The sequence below is a fragment of the Pantoea sp. X-Soil-TKNS-1280 genome, from assembly GCF_059730475.1.
This window is the reverse complement of the sequence record NZ_AP035962.1, coordinates 2262617-2288951: the sequence shown is the minus strand read 5'-3', so window position 1 is coordinate 2288951 and position 26335 is coordinate 2262617. Positions and strand designations below refer to the sequence as shown.

General features: G+C 55.0%; 22 protein-coding genes. 9 read left to right on the top strand and 13 right to left on the bottom strand.

The features are described from left to right. The first annotated feature begins 2 nt into the window (after window positions 1-2). The 3 genes from lapB to yciH all read left to right on the top strand — a co-directional run bounded on the left by lapB (window position 3) and on the right by yciH (window position 2404). Window positions 3-1172 carry a lipopolysaccharide assembly protein LapB gene (gene lapB / locus AC6I8X_RS10650; protein ID WP_299453518.1) on the top strand — a complete coding sequence of 390 codons (1170 nt, stop codon included), beginning with the start codon at window positions 3-5 and terminating at the stop codon, window positions 1170-1172. A gap of 201 nt (window positions 1173-1373) precedes the next feature. Beyond that, window positions 1374-2081 carry an orotidine-5'-phosphate decarboxylase gene (gene pyrF / locus AC6I8X_RS10645; protein ID WP_299453519.1) on the top strand — a complete coding sequence of 236 codons (708 nt, stop codon included), beginning with the start codon at window positions 1374-1376 and terminating at the stop codon, window positions 2079-2081. Then, complete coding sequence (yciH, locus tag AC6I8X_RS10640; RefSeq protein WP_299453522.1) at window positions 2081-2404, top strand: stress response translation initiation inhibitor YciH; 324 nt, start codon at window positions 2081-2083, stop codon at window positions 2402-2404. The genes pyrF and yciH overlap by 1 nt, the downstream gene beginning before the upstream one ends. Window positions 2405-2477: 73 nt before the next feature. On the opposite strand, the gene osmB is transcribed toward yciH, so the two are convergent. Then, a complete protein-coding gene (gene osmB, locus AC6I8X_RS10635) occupies window positions 2478-2693 on the bottom strand; it encodes an osmotically-inducible lipoprotein OsmB (protein ID WP_084875083.1) in 216 nt (71 codons plus the stop codon). 351 nt (window positions 2694-3044) lie between these two features. Between osmB and araD the strand changes: the two genes are divergently transcribed. From araD to AC6I8X_RS10620, 3 genes are all read left to right on the top strand, one after another. Further along, a complete protein-coding gene (araD, locus tag AC6I8X_RS10630) occupies window positions 3045-3743 on the top strand; it encodes an L-ribulose-5-phosphate 4-epimerase (RefSeq protein ID WP_313688552.1) in 699 nt (232 codons plus the stop codon). A gap of 225 nt (window positions 3744-3968) precedes the next feature. Further along, window positions 3969-4952 carry a 2-keto-3-deoxygluconate transporter gene (gene kdgT, locus AC6I8X_RS10625; RefSeq protein ID WP_313688554.1) on the top strand — a complete coding sequence of 328 codons (984 nt, stop codon included), beginning with the start codon at window positions 3969-3971 and terminating at the stop codon, window positions 4950-4952. A gap of 140 nt (window positions 4953-5092) precedes the next feature. Continuing rightward, window positions 5093-5959: a crotonase/enoyl-CoA hydratase family protein gene (locus AC6I8X_RS10620; protein ID WP_208715207.1), complete on the top strand. Its 867-nt coding sequence runs from the start codon at window positions 5093-5095 to the stop codon at window positions 5957-5959. Between the two features lie 15 nt (window positions 5960-5974). Here AC6I8X_RS10620 and pdeR read toward each other — a convergent pair whose 3' ends face one another. The 5 genes from pdeR to AC6I8X_RS10595 all read right to left on the bottom strand — a co-directional run bounded on the left by pdeR (window position 5975) and on the right by AC6I8X_RS10595 (window position 15019). Next, entirely contained in the window at window positions 5975-7957 is a 1983-nt protein-coding gene (pdeR, locus tag AC6I8X_RS10615) for a cyclic di-GMP phosphodiesterase (protein WP_497839773.1), read from the bottom strand. 156 nt (window positions 7958-8113) lie between these two features. Beyond that, a complete protein-coding gene (locus AC6I8X_RS10610) occupies window positions 8114-8410 on the bottom strand; it encodes a YbdD/YjiX family protein (RefSeq protein WP_497839772.1) in 297 nt (98 codons plus the stop codon). Continuing rightward, entirely contained in the window at window positions 8403-10469 is a 2067-nt protein-coding gene (locus tag AC6I8X_RS10605; RefSeq protein ID WP_416412404.1) for a carbon starvation CstA family protein, read from the bottom strand. The genes AC6I8X_RS10610 and AC6I8X_RS10605 overlap by 8 nt, the downstream gene beginning before the upstream one ends. A gap of 185 nt (window positions 10470-10654) precedes the next feature. Further along, window positions 10655-12589, bottom strand: a complete 1935-nt coding sequence (locus AC6I8X_RS10600; protein WP_497839771.1) for an exoribonuclease II — start codon at window positions 12587-12589, stop codon at window positions 10655-10657. 123 nt (window positions 12590-12712) lie between these two features. After that, complete coding sequence (locus tag AC6I8X_RS10595; protein WP_313688519.1) at window positions 12713-15019, bottom strand: FdhF/YdeP family oxidoreductase; 2307 nt, start codon at window positions 15017-15019, stop codon at window positions 12713-12715. 247 nt (window positions 15020-15266) lie between these two features. On the opposite strand from AC6I8X_RS10595, the gene AC6I8X_RS10590 reads away from it, so the two are divergent. From AC6I8X_RS10590 to AC6I8X_RS10580, 3 genes are all read left to right on the top strand, one after another. Then, complete coding sequence (locus tag AC6I8X_RS10590; protein WP_313688517.1) at window positions 15267-16856, top strand: PTS transporter subunit EIIC; 1590 nt, start codon at window positions 15267-15269, stop codon at window positions 16854-16856. An 80-nt stretch (window positions 16857-16936) separates the two neighbouring features. Then, entirely contained in the window at window positions 16937-17656 is a 720-nt protein-coding gene (locus tag AC6I8X_RS10585) for a YoaK family protein (protein WP_208715195.1), read from the top strand. A gap of 14 nt (window positions 17657-17670) precedes the next feature. Further along, complete coding sequence (locus tag AC6I8X_RS10580; protein ID WP_497839770.1) at window positions 17671-18567, top strand: LysR family transcriptional regulator; 897 nt, start codon at window positions 17671-17673, stop codon at window positions 18565-18567. Here the strand turns inward: AC6I8X_RS10580 and AC6I8X_RS10575 are convergent. From AC6I8X_RS10575 to sapA, 7 genes are all read right to left on the bottom strand, one after another. Continuing rightward, on the bottom strand, window positions 18564-19679 hold the full coding sequence (locus AC6I8X_RS10575; protein WP_313690380.1) for a CMD domain-containing protein: 1116 nt from the start codon (window positions 19677-19679) through the stop codon (window positions 18564-18566). The two genes, AC6I8X_RS10580 and AC6I8X_RS10575, sit on opposite strands and share 4 nt — an antisense overlap. A gap of 233 nt (window positions 19680-19912) precedes the next feature. Continuing rightward, the gene (fabI, locus tag AC6I8X_RS10570) at window positions 19913-20701 is read right to left on the bottom strand and encodes an enoyl-ACP reductase FabI (protein ID WP_013509224.1); all 789 of its coding nucleotides are present in this window, start codon (window positions 20699-20701) and stop codon (window positions 19913-19915) included. 141 nt (window positions 20702-20842) lie between these two features. Beyond that, window positions 20843-21646, bottom strand: a complete 804-nt coding sequence (gene sapF, locus AC6I8X_RS10565; protein ID WP_313686028.1) for a putrescine export ABC transporter ATP-binding protein SapF — start codon at window positions 21644-21646, stop codon at window positions 20843-20845. 2 nt (window positions 21647-21648) lie between these two features. Then, complete coding sequence (gene sapD / locus AC6I8X_RS10560) at window positions 21649-22644, bottom strand: putrescine export ABC transporter ATP-binding protein SapD (RefSeq protein ID WP_313686030.1); 996 nt, start codon at window positions 22642-22644, stop codon at window positions 21649-21651. Beyond that, window positions 22644-23534, bottom strand: coding sequence for a putrescine export ABC transporter permease SapC (gene sapC, locus AC6I8X_RS10555; RefSeq protein WP_208715186.1), 891 nt, complete (start codon window positions 23532-23534; stop codon window positions 22644-22646). Before sapC ends, sapD begins: the two co-directional genes overlap by 1 nt. Then, window positions 23521-24486, bottom strand: coding sequence for a putrescine export ABC transporter permease SapB (gene sapB / locus AC6I8X_RS10550; protein ID WP_313684564.1), 966 nt, complete (start codon window positions 24484-24486; stop codon window positions 23521-23523). Before sapB ends, sapC begins: the two co-directional genes overlap by 14 nt. 2 nt (window positions 24487-24488) lie before the next feature. Then, window positions 24489-26111 carry an ABC transporter substrate-binding protein SapA gene (gene sapA, locus AC6I8X_RS10545; protein ID WP_497839769.1) on the bottom strand — a complete coding sequence of 541 codons (1623 nt, stop codon included), beginning with the start codon at window positions 26109-26111 and terminating at the stop codon, window positions 24489-24491. Between the last annotated feature and the right edge of the window lie 224 nt (window positions 26112-26335).

The following is a 26335-nucleotide window of genomic DNA, read 5'->3' as shown; positions in this document are numbered from 1 at the left end:
CGATGCTTGAATTGCTGTTTTTGCTTCTTCCTGTCGCTGCAGCGTATGGCTGGTATATGGGCCGGCGCAGTGCACAACAGGATAAGCAACAGGAAGCCAACCGCCTGTCACGTGAATACGTTGCAGGGGTTAACTTTCTGCTATCTAACCAACAGGACAAGGCTGTTGACCTCTTTCTCGACATGTTGAAAGAGGACAGTGGCACGGTTGAAGCCCACCTTACGCTGGGTAACCTGTTTCGTTCCCGCGGTGAAGTTGACCGTGCCATCCGCATTCACCAGTCATTAATGGAAAGTGCCTCACTCAGCTACGAACAGCGTTTGCTGGCGATACAACAGTTGGGCCGCGATTATATGGCGGCTGGCCTGTATGACCGTGCAGAAGATATGTTTAGCCAGTTGGTAGATGAGACCGATTTCCGCATCGGCGCGTTGCAACAGTTGCTGTTAATCCATCAGGCAACCAGTGACTGGCAGCAGGCGATTGAGGTGGCGGAAAAGCTGGTCAAGTTGGGCAAGGATAAGCAGAAAGGTGAAATTGCTCACTTTTATTGTGAACTGGCGCTGCAGGCGCTCAGCAGTGATGATCTCGATCGTGCGATGTCGCTGCTGAAAAAAGGCGAGGCCGCCGATCGTCAGAGTGCGCGTGTCTCCATTATGACCGGTCGCATCCTGATGGAGCAGGGTGAATACGCGAAAGCGGTGGAACGTCTGCAACGTGTGCTGGAGCAGGATAAAGAGCTGGTCAGCGAAACCCTGCCGATGCTGGAAACCTGCTATCAACGGATGGAAGAGCCGGAACAATGGGCGCAATTCCTGCAACGTTGTGTGGAGGAGAACACCGGGGCGGCAGCAGAACTGTATCTCGCCGATATCCTTGAGCAGCAGCAAGGCCCGGAAGCGGCACAGCTCTATATCAACCGGCAGCTGCAGCGTCATCCGACCATGCGTGTGTTCCATCGCCTGATGGATTTTCACCTGCATGAAGCGGAAGATGGCCGTGCAAAAGAAAGCCTGATGGTGCTGCGGGATATGGTTGGCGAGCAAATTCGCACCAAACCGCGCTATCGTTGCCAGAAATGTGGCTTCACCGCACATGCGCTGTACTGGCATTGTCCTTCATGCCGCACCTGGTCATCGGTGAAACCTATTCGCGGACTTGACGGCCAGTAATGGTCGTCAGTTTTAAAAAAAACATCATCATAGTTACAACATACTAAAGGCTAAGAAAATTCAATAACCTCAGGCCTTGTGCAGCCTGCGTTCAATCAGCCGGTTAATCGCGGCACTGAGATTGTCGTCACCAGGACAGGCAGGTAGAATGCTTGCCGTTTGTCTAACGCGCCTGCGGGTGCCTGTAACTGAGGAAACGTTATGCCTGTTACCACTTCACCTATCCTGGTGGCACTCGACTATCATAATCTCGACAGCGCACTGCAATTTGTCGATCGGATCGATCCCAGCCAATGCCGTCTGAAAGTCGGCAAAGAGATGTTCACGCTATTTGGCCCATCGCTGGTCAAAACGTTACAGGCGCGTGGTTTCGAGATTTTCCTCGACCTGAAATTTCACGATATCCCTAACACCACGGCACATGCGGTGGCGGCAGCAGCAGACCTGGGGGTGTGGATGGTGAACGTGCATGCCAGTGGCGGGGCGCGCATGATGAATGCGGCGCGTGAGGCGCTGGTGTCATATGGTAATGATGCTCCGTTATTGATTGCCGTTACGGTACTGACCAGCATGGATGCAGAGGATCTCAAAGGTCTGGGCATCACTCTGTCACCGGCAGCTCAGGCAGAACGTCTGGCGCGCCTGACGCACGATTGCGGGCTGGATGGTGTGGTATGCTCCGCACAGGAAGCGGCACATTTTAAACAGGTTATCGGCAAGGATTTCGCGCTGGTCACGCCCGGTATTCGTCCGGCTGGCAGTGATGCGGGCGATCAGCGCCGCATTATGACACCGCAGCAGGCGCAGCAGGCAGGGGTTGATTATATGGTGATTGGGCGTCCGATCACCCAATCAGCCGATCCTGCGGCAACATTGCAGCAAATTCTGCGCAGTTTACAGGAGGGTTAATGGCTCAGGACAATCCGCTGGTTTACTCCACCGAAAGTGGGCGTATTGCGCCCGTCGAAGAAAAAGTACCACGTCCTAAGGGGGATGGCGTGGTGCGCATCCAGCGTCAGACCAGTGGCCGCAAAGGTAAGGGCGTGTGTCTGATCACCGGTGTCGATTTGGATGATGATGCGTTAGCGAAACTGGCTGCCGAACTGAAGAAAAAGTGTGGCTGTGGTGGCGCAGTGAAAGATGGCGTGATTGAAATCCAGGGCGACAAGCGTGACCTGCTGAAATCGTTGCTGGAAGCCAAAGGGATGAAGGTTAAACTCGCCGGCGGCTAAATAAAGAAGGGCCACTCAATGAGTGGCCCTGTACTGTAGATGCGCTGCGTAGCCTTATATTATGTAAGGTCCTTTAGTGGACCTGATGGCCGATAATGCCACCCACTGCGGCACCACCAATGGTACCCAATGCACTGCCGTTAGTCAGAACCGAACCGCCAATCGCGCCAGCACCCGCACCAATGGCGGTATTACGATCGCGTTTGGACCAGTTTGAACAACCGCTCAGGGCGATAACTAAAGTGGTCGCCAGCACGGCCGCGGTCAGACGTTTCATTGTTGTTGTCATAAACTTCTCCTTGATTGTACATACAGAGGCAACTCTTTAAGTATAGGCGTTGCTCCCTGAAACTGTTTCACACCGTTATGTCATCACGGTCCTCATCCTTAAGCCTGCAATCCGCAGCCCGAATGCGAAAACAGCGTGTTAACCCTGCCGTGTGGGAGCAAAAAACGCTCCACGGTTGGCTGGAGACAAGTCTAATCATTACGGATTTTTTCCGAAGATAGAAAACTCCTAATTCACGCCACATTTTTACGCCCTCAGCCACTTTCCGCTGCTTTTACAGCCATTCCCTCCATAACGTTTTTGCCGCAGGCTTTGCACAATTTCTCCATCACATCTTGCAGGAGAAAAAACATGCTGGAAGCGTTGAAACAACAGGTACTGGAAGCCAATCTGGATTTACCACGCTATAACCTGGTGACCTTTACCTGGGGTAATGTCAGTGCTATCGACCGTGCCAGCGGCTTATTGGTGATCAAACCTTCCGGGGTGAAATACGCCAACATGCAGCGCGACGACATGGTGGTGGTAGAACTGGAAAGCGGCAAGGTGGTGGAGGGGAAAATGCGGCCATCCTCAGACACCGCAACGCATCGTGCGCTGTATCTTGCCTGGCCGGAAATTGGCGGTATTGTGCATACTCATTCGCGCCACGCCACCATCTGGGCGCAGGCCGGACGAGACATTCCTGCCTGGGGAACCACCCATGCTGACGATTTCTACGGCACCATTCCCTGTACCCGTGCAATGGCGCGAGAAGAGATTGAACAGGAGTATGAATGGAATACCGGGCAGGTGATTATCGAGACGTTCGCCAAACGCGAAATTGCCCCGACGGCCATTCCTGCGGCATTAGTCAATTCTCATGGTCCCTTTGCCTGGGGTAAAGATGCGGATGCTGCGGTTCACAGCGCCGTGGTTTTGGAGGAAGTCGCCTATATGGCGTTGCATACGGAACAGTTACGTCAGGAGCTGCCCTCCATTTCGCAAACCCTGCTTGACCTGCACTACCTAAGAAAGCATGGCAAAAATGCCTGGTATGGGCAGAAGTAATGGAACACCGCCAGGGCACCAGCAGGTGCCTTTTTTATTGCCAAAAACTAACTGGTATGGCGAGCATGGTCAAAAAATAAAACTATAAACCAATAAAAATAAAACAACGTTTCATAAATATATTGGCGATCACTATTTTGCTCGTGAGAAGCCGTTATCTTGCCAGCCAGACCTGTTGGCAATGTTTAACGCACCTCCCTCTGGCTCAGTCAAGGTGACACTAATATGCATATCAAACGTGCAATCGATAAAATCCCTGGCGGTATGATGTTGATCCCGTTGTTCCTTGGCGCACTGTGCCACACCTTTTCACCCGGCGCGGGCAAATACTTCGGTTCGTTCACCAATGGACTCATGAGCGGCACTGTACCCATCCTTGCGGTATGGTTCTTCTGCATGGGCGCATCCATTAAACTCAGCGCCACCGGCACCGTGTTACGCAAATCCGGTACGCTGGTGCTAACCAAAATCGCGGTGGCCTGGGTGGTGGCAGCCATTGCCTCACGCGTGATGCCGGAAAACGGGGTGGAAGTGGGCATGTTTGCTGGCCTTTCTACCCTGGCGTTAGTGGCGGCGATGGATATGACCAACGGCGGTTTGTATGCCTCGATCATGCAGCAATATGGCTCCAAAGAAGAAGCGGGGGCGTTTGTGCTGATGTCACTGGAATCAGGGCCACTGATGACCATGGTGATTCTGGGTACGGCGGGCATCGCCTCGTTTGAACCTCATGTGTTTGTCGGCGCGGTGCTGCCATTCCTCGTTGGTTTTGCCCTCGGTAACCTCGACCCGGAGTTGCGGGATTTCTTCGGCAAAGCGGTGCATACCCTGATTCCGTTTTTCGCCTTTGCGCTCGGCAATACCATTGATTTAGCGGTTATTGCGCAAACCGGTTTACTCGGTGTGTTGCTGGGCGTCGCGGTGATCATCATCACCGGCATTCCGCTAATCCTTGCCGACCGTCTGATTGGCGGTGGCGACGGTACCGCAGGCATTGCTGCTTCCAGCACCGCGGGTGCCGCGGTGGCAACGCCGGTCTTGATTGCCGAAATGCTGCCACAGTTTAAACCCGTTGCTCCTGCGGCTACCGCGCTGGTGGCGACATCGGTCATTGTTACTTCAGTATTGGTCCCCATCATTACGGCGCTTTATTCACGGCGCGTTAAGCGTTTTCATGTTGCGGCAGGACAACGCGCGGCCATCAAGTAACCCTGCTAATCTTTCCCCGACCCCTGTGTCGGGGAAATCTCTGGAATTTGCTATATAAATCAATCTCTCATTTGGTCTGGCCTCACTCTGGATTACGCTGATATTGCGTTCAACGCATCATATAAACAGAGGATGAGACTATGACAGTGATTAACCAACCTACATGCAGATTGTTCACCGAAGTCGGACAAACCACGCAGCTGGCTGCCTATTATGAGGAAGGGCGGCACACCATGTGGATGATGCTGCGGGCGCAACCGCGTCCCAGCTTTAACCACGAATTAATCGAGGAGATCATGAACCTGAGCTACGCTGCGCAGCGTTCCGGTCTGCCGATCGATTTTTGGGTGACGGGATCGCTGGTACCACAAATGTTTAACGCTGGAGGCGATTTGCGGTTCTTTGTCGAGTGCATTCGTAACAACCGGCGGGAAGCATTGCGTGCTTATGCCCGTGCCTGCGTGGACTGCATCCATTCAGCTGCGAAGGGTTTCGACACCGGAGCGGTAACGCTGGCTATGATTGAGGGCAGTGCACTTGGCGGTGGTTTTGAAGCCGCCCTGGCGCACCACTTCATTCTGGCGCAGAACAGCGCACGTCTGGGATTCCCGGAAATTGCCTTCAATCTGTTCCCGGGCATGGGCGGGTACTCGTTAGTTGCGCGGCGTGCCGGCATGAAGCTGGCAGAAGAGTTAATTTGTGAAGGGGAGTCACACAGCGCGGAATGGTATGAAACCCGCGGTCTGGTGGATAAAGTGTTCCAGCCTGGTGATAGCTATCGCGCCACGCGCACCTTCATCGATACCCTGCGTCCGAAATTGAATGGCGTACGGGCAATGCTGAAAGCGCGTCAGCGTGTATTACAACTCTCCAGGGCGGAGCTAATGGATATTACGGAGGATTGGGTTGATTATGCTTTCACGTTGGAACCAAAAGACATTGCATATATGGAACGTCTGGTGCAACTGCAGAACCGTCATAGCGCATCCCTGCGCAAGGCCGGATAATCTCGCAGACCAGCGTTAAACACGGGCAGGATGCTTAAGCCAATGCCCGAGCTGGTCTGCGGGCATTGGTTTCGCATAATAATAACCCTGACGCCCATCGACGCCGTTAGCCATAACAAATTTTTCTTCGGCTTTGGTTTCAATACCTTCGGCAATCACCTGCAAATCAAGGGCTTTAGCCACCGCCATAATGGCACGCACCAGTGACTGCGCCACCGGTTGCTTATTGATATTACGAATAAAACTCTGATCCAGCTTGATTGCGTCAATCGGTACGCGCGCCAGCTGAGACAATGAGGAATAACCGGTGCCGAAATCGTCGAGATGGACCTGCGCCCCCAACTCCTGAAACTGCTTCATCAGCTTCAGTGCATCGGCTTCGTTCTCAATCAGACAACTTTCGGTGAGTTCGATATCAATCGGACAATCCGTCAGGCCACTTTCCGCCAGCGCCTGTTTCAGGTCGCTATAAATACTTTGATCAATCAGCTGCTTCGCTGAGACATTCACCGCAACCCGTAACCAGATGCCTTCCGCGCGCCAGGCGATGACTTGTTGCAGCACGTTGAGCATCACCCAGCGGCCAAGCGGCACAATCAGGCCGGATTCTTCCGCGTAAGCGATAAAATCCCCGGGGGGCACCAGACCGCGCTCCGGCGAATTCCAGCGCACCAACGCCTCGGCCGTGCGCACCTCGCCATCGCGATCCACTTTCGGCTGGTAATACACCACCAGATGATCCTGCTCCAGCGCTTTGCGCAGATTGGTGTCGAGCCACAGGTATTCAAACACGCGCTGATTCATCTCACTGGCAAAGACGCAAAACTTACCGCGACCATTTTCTTTCGCGTGATACATCGCGGTATCGGCGTTACGAATCAGGCTTTCACGATCCTCGCCATGCAGCGGGGCGAGAGCGATGCCGATTGAGCAACCGCTGTACACCTCTATCAGGCCGATGCGGAATGGCTGACGCAGCCGTTCCAGAATACGTGAGGCCATGGCTTCCAGTGCGGCCTGGCTGGTGTTTTCTGCCAGCACCACAAACTCGTCACCACCCAGGCGCGCCAGAGTCTGATCTTTCCCGAGACAACTCAGGATGGCCAGCGATACGGCCTGGAGTAACTGGTCGCCAAACATATGGCCGTAGGCGTCATTCACCTTCTTGAAATTATCCAAATCGAGGTAAACCACGCCGGTTTGCGTGCCTTTCGCCATCTCCAGAGCCAGACTAATTTGCTGATGGATGGCGTTGCGATTGGGTAAACCGGTGACGGTATCGGTATTGGCAAGTACGCGCAGACGCTCCTGGGCGCGGCGCTCCTCGGTTATATCCGTTCCTGAACAGATGAGAAATATTTCATTTTTGCCGCTGCCACTGTGGACGAACTTATTACGAAACAGAAACAGTCGTTGACCTTTTTTGGTCTTCACCCAGCGTTCAACTTCGTAAGAACTGCCATCACGAAAGAATCCGGCGATGTTGCGACGTGAGGCCTGGGCCTCCTGTTTGGTCATAAACAGCTGGAATACGTTACGGCCAATCACTTCGTGTTCTTTAAGGCCAGTGTATTCTTCACTTAACCGATTGAAACGTTGAATATTTCCTCGCTGATCAAGGATGACAATCACCGAGTTGGCTTCAGAAACGACTTGTTCCGCAAAGGAAAGTCCGAGGGTCAAATCGCGTGCGACAGATGAGGTATCACCCCATGCAGAAGCGGTACCGGCCCAGGTGGCCTGATTCACTTTGCGGCCGACAAAATGCATTGGCACAGGCGTGCCGTGCAGCGATAACGTCAGGTTAATGCTGGAGGTTATAACGGTCATGGCGCGCAGCAAACTCGCCTGCGCAGGGGTAAGAGGAACGGCCAGATTGGTGTGGGCATGTTCTTCTTCGGCAAAGTGCAATGCATCGCTGTCTGCTGTCAGACGCCAATGAGGGCTGGTGGTGCCAAACAAGGTGTATAGCAACGTTTGCCCTTGTTCATCGGTCATGGAAACTTCCTCCGGGGAATGCTCAGCAGGCGGTATCTCATTATTTTAGCAACAGTATTCATCCTCTTGCGTAAGCACAAGATGCAATCCGCATATATTTTTGTTTAGAGAAATGAATGGCACGAAAAAGCCCCAAAAATTTGGGGCTATGCAGCATTAACAAGGGCATTTGCCCAGTTTTCCTGGCTCACTGGGAAAGCGGGCATTGAGACAGTAGCGATAAAAATCACGCTCATTCATCGGCGTCTGGTCAGGGTGATGCAGACGCATATGCTGCAGATAATTTTGATAATCATGGACGCCGACCATTAAGCGGAAGCTTTGCTGCAAACCTCGCCATAATCGTTGCCAGCGCGTGCGTGGTGCATCCCTCGCCACACTAGTCAGTGGCAGGCACTGGCGGATTTGCCAGGTTCCTGTTGGTTTTCGCGGGTAACGAATAGCATCAGACATTACGCACCTCCTTACGCAGTGACACCACCGACTCATGTACGGTCGGCACTTCACTGCGTAATGCACGACGAATGACGAAGAACGCGGCGATCAGCATGGTGACCGCCACCAGCATAAAGAAGCCGCACAGCAAGGCGTTTATCTGGTTACTGAAGACAATGGTTTGCATATCCGCCACGGTTTTGGCCGGTGCGATAATCACGCCTTCGTCGAGGCCTTTACGGAATTTGCTGGCCTGAGCGAGGAAACCAATTGAAGGTTTTTCGTGAAAAATCTTCTGCCAGCCCGCGGTCATCGAGGTAATAAACAGCCATACGGTAGGCAAAATGGTCACCCAGGCGTAACGCTGCTTCTTCATTTTGAACAGCACCACCGTGCCGAGGATCAGCGCCATCGAGGCCAGCATCTGGTTACCGATGCCGAACAGTGGCCACAGGGTATTGATGCCCCCGAGTGGGTCCACCACGCCCTGATAGACGAAGAATCCCCAGCCTGCTACTGCCACGGTCGTCCCGGCCATATTGCCCAGCCATGAACGGTTGTTCGCCAGTGATGGGACTACCGTGCCCACCAGATCCTGCACCATAAAACGACAGGCGCGCGTACCGGCATCCACGGCAGTCAGGATAAATAGCGCTTCAAACAGGATGGCGAAGTGATACCAGAACGCCATCATCGCGCGGCTGTTAAACACCTCGGTGATGATGTGTGCCATACCCACCGCAAAGGTCGGCGCGCCACCAGCTCGTGACAAAATGGTTTGTTCTCCCACTTCACCGGCGATGGAGGTCAGCATTTCCGGCGTCACCACAAAGCCCCAGCCATTAATCACCTGCGCAGCATTTTCGACCGTGGTGCCGATCAGTGCGGCTGGTGCGTTCATGGCGAAGTAGACGCCCGGATCAAGCACTGAGGCGCAAATCAGCGCCATGATGGCGACAAAAGACTCCATCAACATCGCACCGTAGCCGATAAAACGGATATGGCTCTCACGCTCTACCAGTTTCGGCGTGGTGCCGCTGGCCACCAGTGCATGGAAGCCGGAGATCGCACCACAGGCAATGGTGATAAACAGGAACGGGAACATCGCACCGGAGAACACCGGGCCGGTGCCATCGATAAATTTAGTGACGGCGGGCATTTTCAGTTCAGGCATGGCAAACAAAATGCCTACCGCAAGACCAAGAATGACGCCAATTTTCAGGAAGGTAGAGAGGTAATCACGCGGGGCCAGCAGCAGCCACACCGGCAGTGACGAGGCGACAAAACCGTAAATCACCAGCACCCAGGTCAGTTCGGTGCCTTTCAGGGTGAAGAAGGGTCCCCAGAAGGGATGTTGGGCGATATCGCCACCAAAAATGATCGCCGCCATCATCAGCACAAAGCCGATAATTGAGATTTCAGCGATTTTTCCCGGACGCAGAAAACGCATATACACGCCCATAAACAAGGCGATCGGGATAGTGGCCGCAATGGTGAATAATCCCCACGGGCTGTTTGCCAGCGCTTTTACCACCACCAGCGCGAGGGCTGAGAGAATAATGATCATTACGCCGAACGCGCCGAGCATGGTAATCACCCCGGCAAAGGCACCCAGCTCCTGCCGCGCCATTTCGCCCAGCGAGCGGCCATCACGACGGGTGGAGATAAACAACACCAGGAAATCCTGAACCGCACCGGCCAGCATCACGCCGACCAGGATCCAGATAGTGCCAGGCAGAAAACCCATCTGGGCGGCGAGGATTGGGCCGACCAGCGGACCGGCACCGGCGATGGCGGCAAAGTGATGGCCGAACAGCACCCACTTATTGGTCGGCACATAATCCAGACCATCATTGAAACGTTCCGCCGGGGTCCGGCGACGATCATCCAGCTCGAAAATGCGGCGGGCAATAAACAGGCTATAGAAGCGATAAGCAATGCTGTAACAGGCCACGGCAGCAATCACCAGCCAGACCGCGTTAACGTGTTCGCCACGACTGAGCGCCAGCATGGCAAACGATGCGGCACCAATTAACGCCACCGCTAACCAGATCAATCCGGTTCTGACGTTGTTCATGAGTTAACTCCTTGTAGGGACCGGGAAAAATAAACGATCGAATACAACAAGTTAAAAATAATGTAATGGAATGTAAGCGACAGTGATTAGATGAAGAAGTGTGAAGCGGAATACAAATTTAACAATTGTTTAAACAGGCGGGGAAAAATGCGGGATAACGACTGTTATCCCGCACAATTTCATGCTCAGGCGGCGGGGCGAGCCACCACGCTGCGTGTTTCCATACGTACTTCGGCGATGGTCACGTCGATCACGTCAGTCACACGGTAAGCGACTTCACCTTTGATCTGTACGGTACCGTTTTCCTGCGAACACACCAGCTCATCACGCACGGCGTGGATGAACGGCGCAGGTATAAAGGCAACCGCGCCATTTTCCAGCAGACGTACGCGCATACCACCACGGGAAACGTCGATGATCTCGGCGCTGAACTTGCGATCGCCACCGGCAAACGGTGCGAGGAAGCGTGCGTACAGCCAGTCCCCCACATCGCGCTCGGCCATGCGGTTCAGGCGACGACGTTCACCCATGGTCACGGTCAGCTCATCCTGCGGACGCGCGATCGATTCACCACGAATAATGGCTTTCAGCAGGCGATGGTTGATCATATCGCCAGATTTACGAATCGGTGAGGTCCAGGTTGCGTACGCTTCAAGACCGAGGCCAAAGTGCGGGCCTGGCTCGGTGCTGATCTCGGCAAAGGCCTGGAAACGGCGGATACGGCTGTCGAGGTACTGTGTCGGCTGGGCATCCAGCTCACGACGCAGCTGACGGAAACCGTCCAGCGTGGTAATGGCCTGTGGATCCACGGTGATACCGTGGCCAGCCAGTACGCCAGCTGCCTGTTCCGCGTTAGCGAGGTCAAAACCGGTATGCACGTTGTAGATACCAAAGCCCAGTTTCTGTTGCAGCACTTTGGCGGCACAGACGTTAGCCAGGATCATCGCTTCTTCGACGATGCGGTTAGCGATGCGGCGTGGCTCGGCAATGATATCCAGCACTTCACCTTTTTCGCCCAGTACGAAGCGGTAATCCGGACGATCTTTGAACACCAGTGCGTGCGTCTGACGCCAGTCGCTGCGCGCCAGGCACAGGCGATGCAGCAGGCGAATCTGCTGGGCGATAGCGTCGCTGGATGGCTGCCAGCTACCACTGTTTTCCAGCCAGTCAGAAACCTCGTCATACACCAGCTTGGCTTTGGATTCGATCCATGCGGCGAAGAAGTGAATGTCATCAGCCAGGCTGCCGTCTTTCAGTACGGTGACGCGGCAGGCCAGCGCCGGACGACGCACGTTCGGACGCAGTGAGCACACATCGTCAGACAGCTCGCGCGGCAGCATCGGGATGTTGAAGCCCGGCAGGTAGTTGGTAAAGGCGCGTTTCGCGGCCAGTTTATCCAGTGTGCTGCCTTCAGGGACATAAGCAGTAGGATCGGCAATGGCGATGGTCAGCAGCAGGTTGCCTTCGGCAGTCTCTTCTGCGTACAGCGCATCGTCCATATCTTCGGTGCTGGCGCTATCGATGGTGACGAAATCCAGCGCAGTGAGATCTTCACGTTGCAGATGCTCGTCAATCATTTCACCAAAACCGACTTCCGGTGCTTCGCGCTCCAGATTGTGGCGCGACAGCGTCACCCACCACGGTGCCAGATGGTCGTCAGCGGTGGTGATAAATTCGGTCAGTTCAGCATAAAAACCACGGTCGCCTTTCAGCGGATGGCGACGCATTTCGGCCACGGCCCAGTCACCGGCCTGGAAGTCATGGCTGACATCACGGGCTGCGCGGCATTGGATGGCATCTTTCAGCAGCGGATGATCGGGCACGATGGACAGACGATCATCTTTTTTCTGTACGCGGCCGACAAAACGCGTCAGGAACGGCTCAACCAGGCTTTCCGGCTCGGCGCTCTCGCGATCTTTGTCAGTGTGAATCACAGCAACGATGCGGTCACCGTGCATCACTTTTTTCATCTGCGGCGGTGGAATGAAGTAGCTTTTCTGAGCATCAACCTCCAGAAAGCCAAATCCTTTTTCCGTACCTTTCACCACGCCTTCGGCGCGCGGGGTCTGCGCGTGGAGCTTCTCTTTCAGCTGCGCGAGCAGCGGGTTATCCTGGAACATAATTTTTTTAGTTTCGTGGCCTAAGAGCGGCTGACAGTTTTACGCGAATCATGCCCGCGCGGCAAGGCCAAAACAGGCTAAAAAGCCGCTTTACGCGGCTTTTTACCTTCTGATAACCCGGCGTCAGGCAATACGTTGGGTTGGTACAGCGGCTGTTAAGGCCAGCTTCACCGGCACTGACTTCGAAGTCGGGGTGCCGCTACCGTCACCGTAGCTGGAAAGGGGCACCAGCGGGTTGGTTTCCGGGTAGTAAGCGGCCAGATTGCCACGAGGAATATTATACGGCACCAGTTTAAAACCGCTCACCCGGCGGGTGATACCGTCGTTCCACAGGGTTTCGATATCCACCAGTTCGCCTTCACTGAAACCGAGCGCCTGTAAATCGTCCGGGTGAATAAACACCACTTCACGCTGGCCGTACACACCGCGATAACGGTCATCGAGGCCGTAAATGGTGGTGTTGTACTGGTCATGGGAACGCAGGGTTTGCAGCGTAAACGGTACCTCGACATCGCCCAGCTGTGGGAACAGCGAAGTGGGCAGGGCAGCATTGCTGAACTCTGCTTTCTGTGACGGGGTATTGAAACGCAGTTCTGCGGCGGCGTTACCGAGGTAGAACCCACCCGGGAGATCACATTTGGTGTTGAAATCGCTAAAGCCTGGGATGGTGGCGGCAATGTGATTACGGATCAGATTGTAATCATCGGCCAGCGCCAGCCAGTCAATTTTCTCTTTGCCAAGGGTGGCATGAGCGATACCGGCGACAATCGCAGTTTCTGAACGCTGGGTGTCCGCCAGAGGAATACCGACACCTTCAGAGGCGTGCACCATGCTGAATGAATCTTCCACGGTGATGAACTGGTTACCCGTTGCCTGACGATCACGCTCAGTACGACCGAGGGTGGGCAGAATCAAACCTTCGTGACCGGGTACCAGATGGCTACGGTTCAGTTTGGTGCTGATGTGCACGGTCAGACCGCAACGTTGCAGCGCCTCTTCGGTCAGCGGCGAGTCAGGTGCCGCTGCCGCCAGGTTGCCACCCAGCGCGATCAGCACTTTCACTTCGTCACGCAGCATGGCGTTGAGGGCTTCCACGGTGTTATGACCGTGTTCGCGCGGTGGTTCAAAGTCAAAATGTTTGCCCAGCGCATCGAGGAACGCCTTGCTGGGTTTTTCATCGATACCCATGGTGCGGTTGCCCTGCACGTTACTGTGACCACGCACCGGGCACAGGCCTGCGCCTTTCTTGCCCAGCTGACCAAACAGCAGTTGCAGGTTGACGATTTCACGCACGGTATCGACAGAGTGTTTATGTTGGGTGATCCCCATCGCCCAGGTACAGATCACCCGGTCGGCGCTTTGATAGATGGCGGCAGCCTCACGAATCTGCGCTTCACTCAGCCCGGACTGACGCACAATGTCATCCCAGCGGGTGTTATCCACTGCGGTCAGATAGGCTTCCACGCCCTGGGTAGCGGCGTTGATAAAGGTTTCGTCAAACAGACCTTTTTCACCGGCCGCGATCAGCGCGCGATGGGTTTCCAGCAGCGTTTTTACCATGCCGCGGATGGCCGCCATATCACCGCCCAGATTAGGCTGATAATAGGCGGAACTGATGGTGCCCGCCATCGACGTCACCACTTCCAGCGGTTTTTGCGGATCGGCAAAACGCTCCAGACCACGCTCGCGCAGGGTATTGAAGGTGACGATACGCGCGCCGTGATCGGCGGCGTGACGCAGGCTGTGCAGCATACGCGGGTGGTTGGTGCCGGGATTCTGACCGAAGACAAAAATCGCATCGGCATGGTCAAAATCATCGAGACGGATGGTACCTTTGCCCACGCCAATGCTGCGTTTCAAACCGGAGCCACTGGCTTCGTGGCACATATTGGAACAGTCAGGAAAATTGTTGGTGCCCATCACGCGGCCAAACAATTGATACAGCCAGGAAGCTTCGTTGCTGGCGCGACCAGAAGTATACAGCTCCATCTGGTCAGGGTGGTCCATCGCCTGTAAATGGCTGGCAATCAGCGCGAAGGCATCATCCCAGCTGATCGGCTCGTAATGGTCCGTATCGCGGTTGTAGCGCAGCGGGTGGGTCAGACGGCCCTGATATTCAAGGAAATAATCACTTTGCTGATACAGCGTGCTGACGCTGTGCTGGGCGAAGAACGCGGGTTCAACGACGCGGCGGGTGGCTTCCCAGGTCACCGCTTTGGCACCGTTCTCACAGAAACTAAAGGTGCTTTTGTTGTCATCGCCCCACGCGCATCCCGGACAGTCAAAGCCGCGTGCTTTGTTCATACGCAACAGGTTACGCATGTTTTTCAGTGCAGCTTTACTGTCGAAGACGAAACGGGTGGTCGCTTCCAAAGAGCCCCATCCACCGGCAGCGGCACGGTAGGGCTGAATTTTACGTTTAAATTTCATAGTAAATGCAGGCTTATTGTTTGGGAGTTGTTATCAGGATATGACGACTGTTGACGGGAAGTGTGCGACTCAGAGCAAAAGTTGTCTAATTGATTGACTTAATGGTGCGATAGCTGGCGTTTATCGCGCTAATCGGACAGAAGCGTGAGCCAGTTCAAACTTTACCGGCCACTGCGGGCGGGCTTTTACCTGTGCAGCGAATAACTGGCTAATAATTGTACTTTCAATTATTGCAGAGGTCTGAACCATGAAGAATCTGGCCAGCCAAATTCACGCCTTCGGTAAAGCCTTAATGATGCCCATCTCGGTGATTGCCGCTGCCGGGATATTTCTCGGTCTGGCCGCGGCTATGCAAAACCCGGCGATTACTGGCGATGCCTTCGCACATATGCAAGTTCCTCAGCTCATTATTGGGTTTATTCGTAAGGTGGCTGGTGCGCTGTTTGCCAATCTACCGGTGTTTTTTGCCGTTGCCAGTGCGATTGGTCTGGCAAAAGCTGAAAAACCGACCGCTGCGTTTGCCGCTGTGATTGGTTTTATCGCCATGAATGTGGGCATCAGCACCACCCTGGCGGCGAAGGGAATGACGGAGGCCACCACCACCGCAGCTGCCCTGCAGCAGTCGGGGATGGATCAAACCACGGCGATGATGACCTCGGCGGAATATATCGAGATGTTGGGCATCTTTACCTACAACATGAGTGTACTCGGCGGGGTGATAGCGGGTCTGATTACGGTGGCATTGCATAACCGTTTTTATACCCAGCAGCTTCCCACTGCCATCAGTTTCTTTGGCGGGCGGCGTTTTGTGCCGATTATCACCGTAGTAGTGTTGCCGCTGGTGGGAATCTTGCTGGCGTTGATTTGGCCAACCATCGGTGCCGGTATCGCCTGGGTGGGGCAGATGATCGGCAAAAGCGGCCAGTACGGTGCGTTTCTGCTTGGTGCCTGCGAACGTCTGCTGATCCCGACCGGTTTGCATCATATCCTCAATGAAACCGTGCGTTTCACACCAATTGGCGGCATGGCGACGGTGGATGGACAGACCATCGTTGGAGCCTTGAATATTTTCAACACCTCGTTGACCAACCCAGGGGCAATTCCGGATGAGACGGTCCGTACCGCCACCCAATTCCTCGCGCAGGGCAAGATTCCGGTGATGATGTTTGGCCTGCCCGCTGCCGCACTGGCGATCTACCACACCGCACGCCCGGAGCATAAGCAGCGCGTTAAAGCATTGATGCTGGCGGGTGCGCTTACCTCGTTCACCACCGGTATTACCGAGCCGCTGGAGTTCTGCTTTATCTTTGTGTCACCGGTCCTGTATTTCCTGCATGCACTATTGATGGGCCTGTCGTTTATGCTGATGTCGATGCTGCATTTGATGATTGGCAACGTGCAGGGCGGTGCCATCGATCTGGTGGTGTTTGGCATCCTGGGCGGCAGCAAAACGCACTGGTGGTGGACTCTGGTCCTTGGGGTCATCTATGTGCCGATTTACTACTATGGCTTCCGTTTTGTCATCACGCGGATGGGGGTAGAAACCCCGGGCCGCGAATCTGAGGATGAGCAGAAACCGGAGCAGGTGGCGGCCGACGAGCGCACCCGTGTGATCATCAGCGGGCTGGGTGGGGAGGCCAATATCGAGGATGTCGATTGTTGTTTTACCCGTCTGCGGGTACGCGTTAAACAAATGAATGAAGTCGTCGATCAGACGCTGATGACCACCGGGGCGAATGGCGTGAACCGGGTCAGTGAGCACGATGTGCAGGTGATTTATGGCCCACAGGTGGAGAAGATTGCCAGTGAAGTGAAAAGTGCGCTAGGAGTGGCCTGACAGGAAAAAGAAGCGAAGCGCTTGAGAATATTCAGCGCTGGCAGGATGATAGCCGGGTTGATGGTAGTCAGGGAAATGCCATGCTGGTAAGCACTGAGAGTTCCAGAACCTATAATACCGACCGTAGTCTGGCCTGTACCCTTGCGGCAGTGGCCGGTGCACTGAACACGGCAGCGTTCGAAACCGTGGGTTTTTTCTCCGCCAATATGACCGGTAACGTTTCGCTGTTATCAGATCATCTGGCAAAAGTTGACCTGCATATCGGCCTGTTTTTTCTGCTGATTATCCTGCTATTTATTGCGGGATCCTCGGTCTCAACCCTGATTATCAACGCCGGACGGCGACGTGAAATTCGTGGCATTTACGCCATCAATATTTTTATCGAAGGCATCGCGTTGCTGGTGCTGGGTGTGCTGGAGAGCTGGTTTCCTAACGGTGATTCCGGGGTGCAGCTGATCCTCAGCCTGAGCTTTCTCCTCGGGCTACAAAATGCGGTAGTGACGCGGATTTCCAACGCGCGCGTCAGAACCACCCATGTTTCCGGCACCTCGACCGATATCGGTATCGAGCTGGCGATGTTATTTGATGTGCTGCGGCGTAAGGAATCGCCCAAAGATGCGCCGTTATATATTGAGCGGCTGAAGCTGCATTTGTATACGGTGCTGGCGTTCCTCGGCGGCGGGGTGGTGGGTATCGTGCTGCTGAAGGCCATCAGTTTTAAATTGTTATTAATGATCGGCCTGATGTTGACGATGATGTCTCTGACCGCTCTCAGACGCGCACGCCAGGTGTCGCTGTAACTTTGTGAAAATACATGGATATCAAACAGTTAATTTATTTGTGCAATCTGGAACGCGAACGTCACTTTGGCCGGGCAGCGGAGGCCAGCTTTGTCAGCCAGCCTACGCTATCGATGCGCCTGAAAAATCTTGAACGCGAGCTGGGTCTGTCGCTGATTAACCGCAGCAACAACTTTGATGGCTTTACCCCGGAAGGTGAACGGGTACTAGCCTGGGCGCGGGAAATCGTCTCGGTATATCAGGGACTTAAACTGGAAGTGGAATCGCTGAAACACGGCGTGAATGGCACTCTGCGTCTCGGAGTGATGCCGCAGTGCAGCGTGGCGTTACCAGCGCTGCTGAAGGCGGTTGAGGCACGCTATCCGCAGCTGGATTATCGCGTGTCGGCGATGAGCGCCGATCAGTTGCTGGATGCGCTGAACAGCCATACGGTCGATGGTGGTATCGGTTTTTTTGAACTCAATGCGCTGCGCGAATTGCATTTCCAGACGGCGCTATTGAAAGATCGCGGTGTCGAGGCGGTGTTCAATCCCGAGGTTTTCCCGGCGCTGCTGGAGCATCCGACGCTTGATCTGGCGCTGCTTGCTACCCAGCCGCTGTGTCTCGCTGAACCGACACGTTATTTCCGCCGTTATCTCGATAGCCAGCTGCGCGCGGCTGGGCTCCAGCCACGGGTGATTGTCGAGAGCGCATCCATTATGCAGTTGCTGCAAAGCGCGCAGGTAGGGTTAGGAGTGATGGTCTCGCCTTGTGGGCATCTGCTGCCGGAAATGCTGCAAAATCTGCAACGTCGCCCGATTGAGATTGCGCCGATGGGACGCCAGGCGGCTTTGGTGATTGCTGAACCAGGCCGGGCAACGCCGCTGGCTCAGCATTTTTTCGATGAAGCGCGTGGGCATTTGCCCGATTAACGTGTCTCGCCCAGCGCCATCAACAGGCGGTCCTGCCAGTTTGCCAGCGCCACCGCCTGTAGCAGGGTAAAGATCTTTTCTGTTCCCCAACCGGCGTTGAGCAGCGGTTGCAGATGGGCAGCGCTGAAACGCTCAGGAAGCCGGGTAAGTTGTGCGCTCAACGCGGTCAGTGGCTCGTCGTCACCGGCAATCCCATTAATCAACGTGTCGCGCTTCTCTCTGGCATGGCGATCAAACTGACGCTGGCAGCCGAGAATCCGTGCGCTCACCGCCTGTCCCTGAGACTCATCCGCGTCAAAATGCTCGCTTAAACGTTGATGCAATGTCGCCCAGCCGTACAAGGCCTGGGCATCATGTACCAGCAACCACACCGCGTCATCCAGCCCATCGATTCCCTGACAAAAGGTGATGGCCGCCAGTTGTTCCGCCGTGGCATAACGCAGCTCAACCGGTTTCAGCGCATGCTGCCAGTGGGAGGATTGCTGAAACAATGCGGCGTCGGCATCGGGTGGTGGTGATACGCCGGGGATCCAGCGAACGGGCAGGCCGATCATCGCCTGTAACCCGGCAACCACACGCGCCTGATAGCTGACAAAACCCACCAGTTGATTAAGGGTGACGATATCCGGTTCCGTCAGCCCGACGGCATCCAGCGCGCTGATACTGCTGCCATCAATCAGCGCCGGTTGCATTGCCAGCTGGCGCGCGTACTGGGTGATCTGCGTCAGCCGGTTATTACTTTCTCTGGAGGAGTCAGGGCCCGGCAGTGGGTTCAGTCGCGCAGCATAGTGATTGCATAAGCGTTGGACGCCCGCCACCTGTGCCACGGTCAGTGCGGTACTGAGACGATCATACAGCGTCAGAGTATGCGTCAGGGTGGGGGTTAAGGTGTCGGGAAACAGAATCTGGCTGAGATCGCGCGCCGCCAGCAGGGCGGGTTGAAAGCGAATAAACAACGGCTGCAAGGCGGTAGCTTCCTGCTGTAAACCGAGCAGAAAACGATCCTCAATATGGGCAGCTTCAGGGACCAGCGGTGCCGCAGCGCTATGTTGCGGGCGGGTCTGACTTTCATAAAACCACTGGTCATGGCCTGGAGAACGGCGTTGTTCCATGGTCATTCCTTTTGCAAAAAACGGACTCGGTAGCGGTGGCCGCAATCTGAAAACGGGCGCGCACCGAAGGGCTAGCTTATCCTCGCCGAAGGGCTGTCCGGGGCAAAAGAATGATCGGTGATAATTAATAGCAAGAATGCATAAGAACGTAGCGGCGCGATTTATCGCGCATATTTGATGCAGAGGATTGCGGGCATAAATGAAAAGGGCGAGCCAGGCTCGCCCTCAGGAACTTATTTCAGTTCCAGCTCGTTCATCGCGGCAATGCTGAAGCCGCCATCAACGTGTACCACTTCACCCGTGATACCACCCGCCAGATCAGAACACAGGAAGGCCGCAGAGTTACCTACGTCTTCGATGGTTACAGTACGGCGAATAGGGGTAACGGCTTCGCAATGTGCCAGCATCTTACGGAAATCTTTGATGCCAGAGGCTGCCAGCGTACGGATCGGACCCGCAGACACGGCGTTAACACGTACACCTTCCGGACCCATCGCGTTCGCCATGTAGCGAACGTTGGCTTCCAGAGATGCTTTAGCCAGGCCCATCACGTTGTAGTTCGGGATGGCGCGCTCTGCACCCAGGTAAGACAGGGTCAGCAGCGCTGAATTCGGGTTCAGCATCGCACGGCACTCTTTCGCCATAGCAACAAAGCTGTAGGCGCTGATGTCGTGAGCAATTTTGAAGCCTTCACGGGTAACGGCGTTTACATAGTCGCCATCCAGCTGGTCGCCCGGGGCGAAACCGATGGAGTGAACGAAACCGTCAAATTTTGGCCAGGTTTTTGCCAGCTCGGTGAACAGCGCAGTGATGCTCTCGTCTTCTGCCACATCGCACGGCAGAACAATGTCTGAACCCAGGTCTTTAGCAAACTCTTCCACACGACCTTTCAGTTTGTCGTTTTGGTAGGTGAAAGCCAGCTCTGCGCCCTGTTTGTGCATCGCCTGCGCAATACCGTAGGCAATGGAAAGTTTACTGGCAACGCCAGTAATCAGAATGCGCTTACCGGAAAGAAAACCCATAGCTGTAATCCTTATGGTCATTGTTGTTGGCGGCCGCAATGGTTAAAAAGTGCGCGACCGACGTTAATCGACGTGCGGATTCTAGCACGTCTCTGTCAAATGCGGTAAATCGCGCCGCGTTTTCCGCGACGCAGTGAACAATCAACGCTCACGCCGCCAGGCTTCGGCGGTCAGGGCTTCACCAAAATGGCTGGCGATCAACCGTTTGGTCAGTTCATGCAGCGGGGAGGCCAGCACATCGGCGGTACCGCCACGCTCCACCACTTCGCCCTGATGCATCACCAGGACCTGGTCGCTGATGTGCTTCATCATGCCGATATGCTGGGTGACATAAATATAGGAGATACCGTGCTTCTCCTGGAGCTCCAGCATCAGGTTCACCAGTTGTGAACGCATGGTCATATCCAGCGAGGCCAGCGCTTCATCCGCCACAATCACTTTGGGTTGCAGAATCAACGCACGCGCCAGCGCCAGACGTTGTTTCTGCCCCGGTGCCAGCATATGGGGGTAATAACCAGCATGATCGCGTAATAAGCCCACCTGGCGCAGCGTGGCAATGATGCGTTTTTCCCGCGCCTCATCATCCAAATCGGTATTCAGGCGCAGTGGGAAATCGAGGATCTGGCTGACGCGCTGGCGCGGGTTCAGCGACGTTGTCGGGTCCTGAAAAATCATGCGGATGCGCTGGCTACGATAACCATAGTCGCCATACTCCAACTGATGATCGTCAATCAGGATTTGTCCATCTGTGGGGGGAACCATGCCGCTCAGCATCTTCGCCAGCGTGGATTTACCGGAACCATTTTCCCCGATAATTGCCAGCGTCTGTTTATCGCGCAGCGTAAAGCTGACATCTTTCACCGCTTCTACATGTTGGCGACGAAACAGCCCCGTGCGATAACGGAACGTTTTGCTCAGGTTGCGTACTTCCAGCAGCGTTTCCATGTTTACTGACCCTCCATATTCAGCGGGAAGTGGCAGGCAAACAGATGCGCTTTGGTGCCATTGAGCCGCGGTGTCTCAATACATTTCCGTTGCGCGTAAGGACAGCGCGGTCCAAGACGGCAGCCAATCGGCAGATGCTCCAGCGAAGGAATCGCTCCCGTCAACGTATTGAGACGGCTTTTGTGCGGCAAAGCGCTACCAAAATCCGGCATCGCGCGGATTAGCGCCTGGGTATAAGGATGATGGGGCGTTCCCATCAGATCTTCGCTTTGTGCGGTTTCCACCGTCTGGCCGCAATACATCACGTTGATGCGATCGGCCCATTGACTCATGGTGCGCAGGTCATGGCTGATCAGCAAAATGGTGGTGTTATTGTTCTGATTGAGGCGGCTGAGCAGGCGGAAAATCTGCGCCTGGGTGGTGGGTTCCATGGCGTTGGTTGGCTCATCGGCAATCAACAACCGTGGCTGGTTCGCCAGGGCGATAGCAATCATCACTTTCTGGCATTCACCCTCGGTCAGCTCGTAAGGAAAGCTGCGCATGATGTCTTTATGATCTTTGATACCGACGCGATGCAGCAACTCAATGGCACGCGCTTTGCGCCAAAACCACAACCGCTGATACCAGTGGCCTTTAAATGTCCAGCCGGGTATCGCCTGCATCAGCTGGCGACCAATGCTTTCCGAGGGGTCAAGACAGGACTGTGGTTCCTGAAAGATCATTGAGACGTTGTGGCCGACAATGCGACGGCGTTCGCGTGGAGACAGGCGCAGCAGATCGATATCGTCGAAGCGCATACGGTCGGCGGTGACGCGCCAGTTATCTTTAGTGACGCCACAGATGGCTTTGGCGACCAGGCTCTTGCCGGAACCGGATTCGCCCACCAGACCGCGTACTTCGCCTTCGGTGAGGGTCAGATTGATACGATCAACCGCCTTGACCGGGCCTTCTGCGGTCATAAATTCGATGGTCAGATTGCGGATATCGAGTAATGGCATTATTCAGCTCCCGCTTCTACGGCGCGACGGATGCCGTCGCCCAGCAGGTTAACAATCAATACACTCACCATCAGCGCAGCTCCGGGTAACATGACCGTCCAGGGGGCAACATAAATCAGTTCCAGTGAGTCACCCAGCATCGCGCCCCATTCGGGCGATGGCAGCTGTGCGCCAAGATCGAGAAAACCGAGCGCGGCGATATCGAGAATCGCCATCGATAGCGAACGCGTAAATTCGCTGACCAGCAGCGGGAGGACGTTAGGCAGTACCGCACTCCACAGGATATTGAAGTTACGCGCCCCATCCAGACGCAGTGCCACCACATACTCTTTTTCCATCTCATCGTGCACGGCGGTGTAGATTTCGCGCACCAGACGCGGGATCAGCGCCAGCCACACGGCGAGCATGGCGTGCTCCAGCCGTGGGCCAAGAAACGCCACCACAATGATCGCCAGCAGCAACGAGGGGATCGACAGCAGTGTATCCAGTACGTGGTTCATCACCGCCGAACGCAGACCGTGGGTAATGCCAGCCAGCACGCCGAGCACCAGCGCGCAGATCGCCGCCAGCAGCGTAACCAGAATCGCCGAACCCACGGTTGGCGTCACGCCGCTCAGCAACCGGCTAAGGACATCGCGGCCCAAATCGTCAGTGCCGAGGAAGAACGAGACATCGCCATAGCGTGACCATGAGGGCGGCAGTAACTGGTAGCCAAGGAACTGCTGATCGATACCATAGGGAGCCAACAGGCCGCCAAACAGACACAGAAACAGGATGGCACCGAAGCCATATAAGCCGATCATCGCGCTGGTGTCGTGATAGAAGCGCTGCCAGCTGAGTCGGAAGGTGCCGGGCTGCCGTTTTTCGGCGTAGATATTATCTAAGGGCATACCATTCCTTATGTTTCAATGGGTTCAGCGCCGCGCCAACAATATCTGACAGCACGTTAACGACGATTACCAGGCTGCCTACCACCATCACACCGGCAGAAATTGCGGCATAATCCTGCTGGCGGATAGCATTGATCAGCCAGCGCCCCAGACCTGGCCAGTTGAACACCACTTCTGTAATCATTGCCAGCGTCAGCATGGTGGAGAACTGCAAACCCAGTCGGGGGATCACCGGGGGCAGTGCGTTATGCAGCACATGGCGGCGGATAATGGTAAAACGCGACAGCCCACGCGTCGCCGCCGCTTTAACGTAGTTTTTATCCATCACCTCGCTGGTGCTGCTACGCAACAGGCGAATCACTTCGGTGGTCGGAGCAACGGCCAGCACCACCACCGGCAGGATCATATGAGTCAGGGTGCTGATCAGCATCTCATGTCGCCACGGTGAATGACTCAGCCAGGCATCAATCAGCGCGAAACCCGTGACGTTCTGCACCGGATAGAGCAAATCAAACCGGCCAGATACCGGCAACCAGCCGAGGGTTAACGAGAAAAACATCGTGAAGAGTAAGGCCAGCCAGAACACCGGCATGGAGAAACCAAGCAGTGCCAGCGCGCTAATCGCCTTGTCCTGCCATTTATTACGCATCACTCCGGCACAGATCCCGAGCGGAATCCCGACCATCAGCGCCAGCATAAAGGCCAGAATGCACAGCTCCAGCGTGGCGGGAAACACCTCGCGTAGCTGGATATCAATCGACTGACCATTGGTACTGGACACCCCAAAATCAAACTGCAGCAGCCCCTTAAACCAGAACCACCAGGCATCAAACAAGGACGCGCCTTCCAGCGGGGCATTGGGGGTGAAATAGCTCAGGCTGAAGCTGACCAGCGACAGCAAAAACAGCGTGATGATCAACAACAGCAGGCGACGCAATATATAGATGATCATGCTTATTCCTCGCTGCTTTCATCACGATAAACGCCTGCGAATGAGGCGTTACCAAACGGACTCAGCACCAGGCCTTTAATATCATGGCGATAGGCCTGCAAACGTAGTGATGATGCCAGTGGCAGCACCGGCAGCTCCTGCGCCAGCATCTGCTGCGCTTTATCATAACTTTCAATGCGCGCCGCGAGCTGTTGTGACAGCAGGGCCTGTTGCAGCACCTCATCAAAGGCGGGTGAGCACCAGTGCGCGTAATTGGTTTGCGAGCGAATCGCCGCGCAGCTCAGGAGCGGACGGAAGAAACTGTCGGGGTCGTTACTGTCGGTGGCCCAGCCGGTGAGGGTAATATCATGGTTCATGGACATCAGCTGAGCTTCCTGAAAACGGCCCTCCACCGGGACGATGGTGACGCGCACCCCGACCTGCGCCAGATCGGCCTGTAACAACTCAGCGGTTTTCAGCGGGCTGGGGTTCCACGACTGCGACGCAGTGGGCACCACCAGGCGTAAATGCAGATCCTCCACACCCAACGCCTTCAGGGTTTCCCGCGCTTTGGCCGGGTTATATTCGGTAACACGCGCGTTATTATCATATGCCCACGAGGCGCGCGGCAGAATCGATGCGGCGGTTTCAGCGGTGCCATAATAAATCGACTCCATCAAACGTTCATTGTTGATCGCCAGCGCCAGCGCATGCCGCACTTCAGGTCGATCCAGCGGCGGTTTACGGGTGTTAAAGGCCAGATAAGCGATATTCATGCCGGGACGCAGCGTCATACGTAAACGTGGGTCGTCGCGCAGAATACTGAGCTGGCTGGCAGCTGGATAGGCCAGCACGTCACATTCACCGGTCAGCAATTTCGACAGGCGACCGGTGCCACCAACGCCGAGATCGATCACCACCTGCTGGAGACGTGGCACCCCGCGCCAGTATTGCGGGTTGCGCGCAAGACGCAGATATTGCCCGGTACGGTATTCGCTGAGCTGGAATGGGCCTGTGCCGACGGGTTCACGATCCAGTCTTTCCTGCTGACCTTTGGCCGTCAGTTGATCGGCATACTCTTTGGAGAGCACTGGCGCGTAATGGGTGGCGAGATGCCACAGGAACGAGGCGTCCGGACTGTTCAGGCGAATCTCGACGGTATCGTCATCGAGTTTTTTCACGCTCTGCACCGAGTCCGCAAATTGCAGGCTATCAAAATAAGGGTAGCTGCCGCCGTTAACGTTATGCCATGGATGCTGACGATCAAACATACGTGCAAAGCTGAACACCACATCGTCGGCATTCATTTTTCGTGTCGGCGTAAACCAGTTGGTGTGCTGAAAGGCAACATCTTTACGCAGGTGGAAGCGATACGTTGCGCCGTTATCACGCACCTCCCAGCTTTGTGCCAGGTCGGGTATCAGCCGATAGGTATAGGGATCGACATCAAGCAGGCGATCGTAAAGCTGTGCGGCAAGGGTATCGACCACTAACCCGCTGCTGGCCAGCTGCGGGTTGAAGGTATTCACCGTGCCGTTGACGCAATAAACGAAGCCGGTATGGCGAATATCGTTCGCAGGCAGCGCCCATGCAGACGCACTCAATACGCTGAGGCTGAGCAACAGCGTGGGGAATAATTTTGGCATAGAACTCAACGATTCTGAGGCAATAGCGAGAGTGTATCGCAAACGCTGGGTACTCCCCAAATTAAGGACAGTTCTGGTGTCTTTTTCAGCAAACCGAGGGTGGGGTAATCACAACGTTAGTGTGGAAATGAGAAAAATTCTCAATTAGGGGTTTACAGATGATAATAAGAATGATTATTATTCTTCTGCGCTTCGACGGTGGCTCTACCGAAGAAGAGCACGAC

Excerpts from the sequence above, each read along its gene's own strand:
- lapB (WP_299453518.1), top strand. The coding sequence starts at position 3 with ATGCTTGAATTGCTGTTTTTGCTTCTTCCTGTCGCTGCAGCGTATGGC.
- pyrF (WP_299453519.1), top strand. The coding sequence starts at position 1,374 with ATGCCTGTTACCACTTCACCTATCCTGGTGGCACTCGACTATCATAAT.
- yciH (WP_299453522.1), top strand. The coding sequence starts at position 2,081 with ATGGCTCAGGACAATCCGCTGGTTTACTCCACCGAAAGTGGGCGTATT.
- osmB (WP_084875083.1), bottom strand. The coding sequence starts at position 2,693 with ATGACAACAACAATGAAACGTCTGACCGCGGCCGTGCTGGCGACCACT.
- araD (WP_313688552.1), top strand. The coding sequence starts at position 3,045 with ATGCTGGAAGCGTTGAAACAACAGGTACTGGAAGCCAATCTGGATTTA.
- kdgT (WP_313688554.1), top strand. The coding sequence starts at position 3,969 with ATGCATATCAAACGTGCAATCGATAAAATCCCTGGCGGTATGATGTTG.
- AC6I8X_RS10620 (WP_208715207.1), top strand. The coding sequence starts at position 5,093 with ATGACAGTGATTAACCAACCTACATGCAGATTGTTCACCGAAGTCGGA.
- pdeR (WP_497839773.1), bottom strand. The coding sequence starts at position 7,957 with ATGACCGATGAACAAGGGCAAACGTTGCTATACACCTTGTTTGGCACC.
- AC6I8X_RS10610 (WP_497839772.1), bottom strand. The coding sequence starts at position 8,410 with ATGTCTGATGCTATTCGTTACCCGCGAAAACCAACAGGAACCTGGCAA.
- AC6I8X_RS10605 (WP_416412404.1), bottom strand. The coding sequence starts at position 10,469 with ATGAACAACGTCAGAACCGGATTGATCTGGTTAGCGGTGGCGTTAATT.
- AC6I8X_RS10600 (WP_497839771.1), bottom strand. The coding sequence starts at position 12,589 with ATGTTCCAGGATAACCCGCTGCTCGCGCAGCTGAAAGAGAAGCTCCAC.
- AC6I8X_RS10595 (WP_313688519.1), bottom strand. The coding sequence starts at position 15,019 with ATGAAATTTAAACGTAAAATTCAGCCCTACCGTGCCGCTGCCGGTGGA.
- AC6I8X_RS10590 (WP_313688517.1), top strand. The coding sequence starts at position 15,267 with ATGAAGAATCTGGCCAGCCAAATTCACGCCTTCGGTAAAGCCTTAATG.
- AC6I8X_RS10585 (WP_208715195.1), top strand. The coding sequence starts at position 16,937 with ATGCTGGTAAGCACTGAGAGTTCCAGAACCTATAATACCGACCGTAGT.
- AC6I8X_RS10580 (WP_497839770.1), top strand. The coding sequence starts at position 17,671 with ATGGATATCAAACAGTTAATTTATTTGTGCAATCTGGAACGCGAACGT.
- AC6I8X_RS10575 (WP_313690380.1), bottom strand. The coding sequence starts at position 19,679 with ATGGAACAACGCCGTTCTCCAGGCCATGACCAGTGGTTTTATGAAAGT.
- fabI (WP_013509224.1), bottom strand. The coding sequence starts at position 20,701 with ATGGGTTTTCTTTCCGGTAAGCGCATTCTGATTACTGGCGTTGCCAGT.
- sapF (WP_313686028.1), bottom strand. The coding sequence starts at position 21,646 with ATGGAAACGCTGCTGGAAGTACGCAACCTGAGCAAAACGTTCCGTTAT.
- sapD (WP_313686030.1), bottom strand. The coding sequence starts at position 22,644 with ATGCCATTACTCGATATCCGCAATCTGACCATCGAATTTATGACCGCA.
- sapC (WP_208715186.1), bottom strand. The coding sequence starts at position 23,534 with ATGCCCTTAGATAATATCTACGCCGAAAAACGGCAGCCCGGCACCTTC.
- sapB (WP_313684564.1), bottom strand. The coding sequence starts at position 24,486 with ATGATCATCTATATATTGCGTCGCCTGCTGTTGTTGATCATCACGCTG.
- sapA (WP_497839769.1), bottom strand. The coding sequence starts at position 26,111 with ATGCCAAAATTATTCCCCACGCTGTTGCTCAGCCTCAGCGTATTGAGT.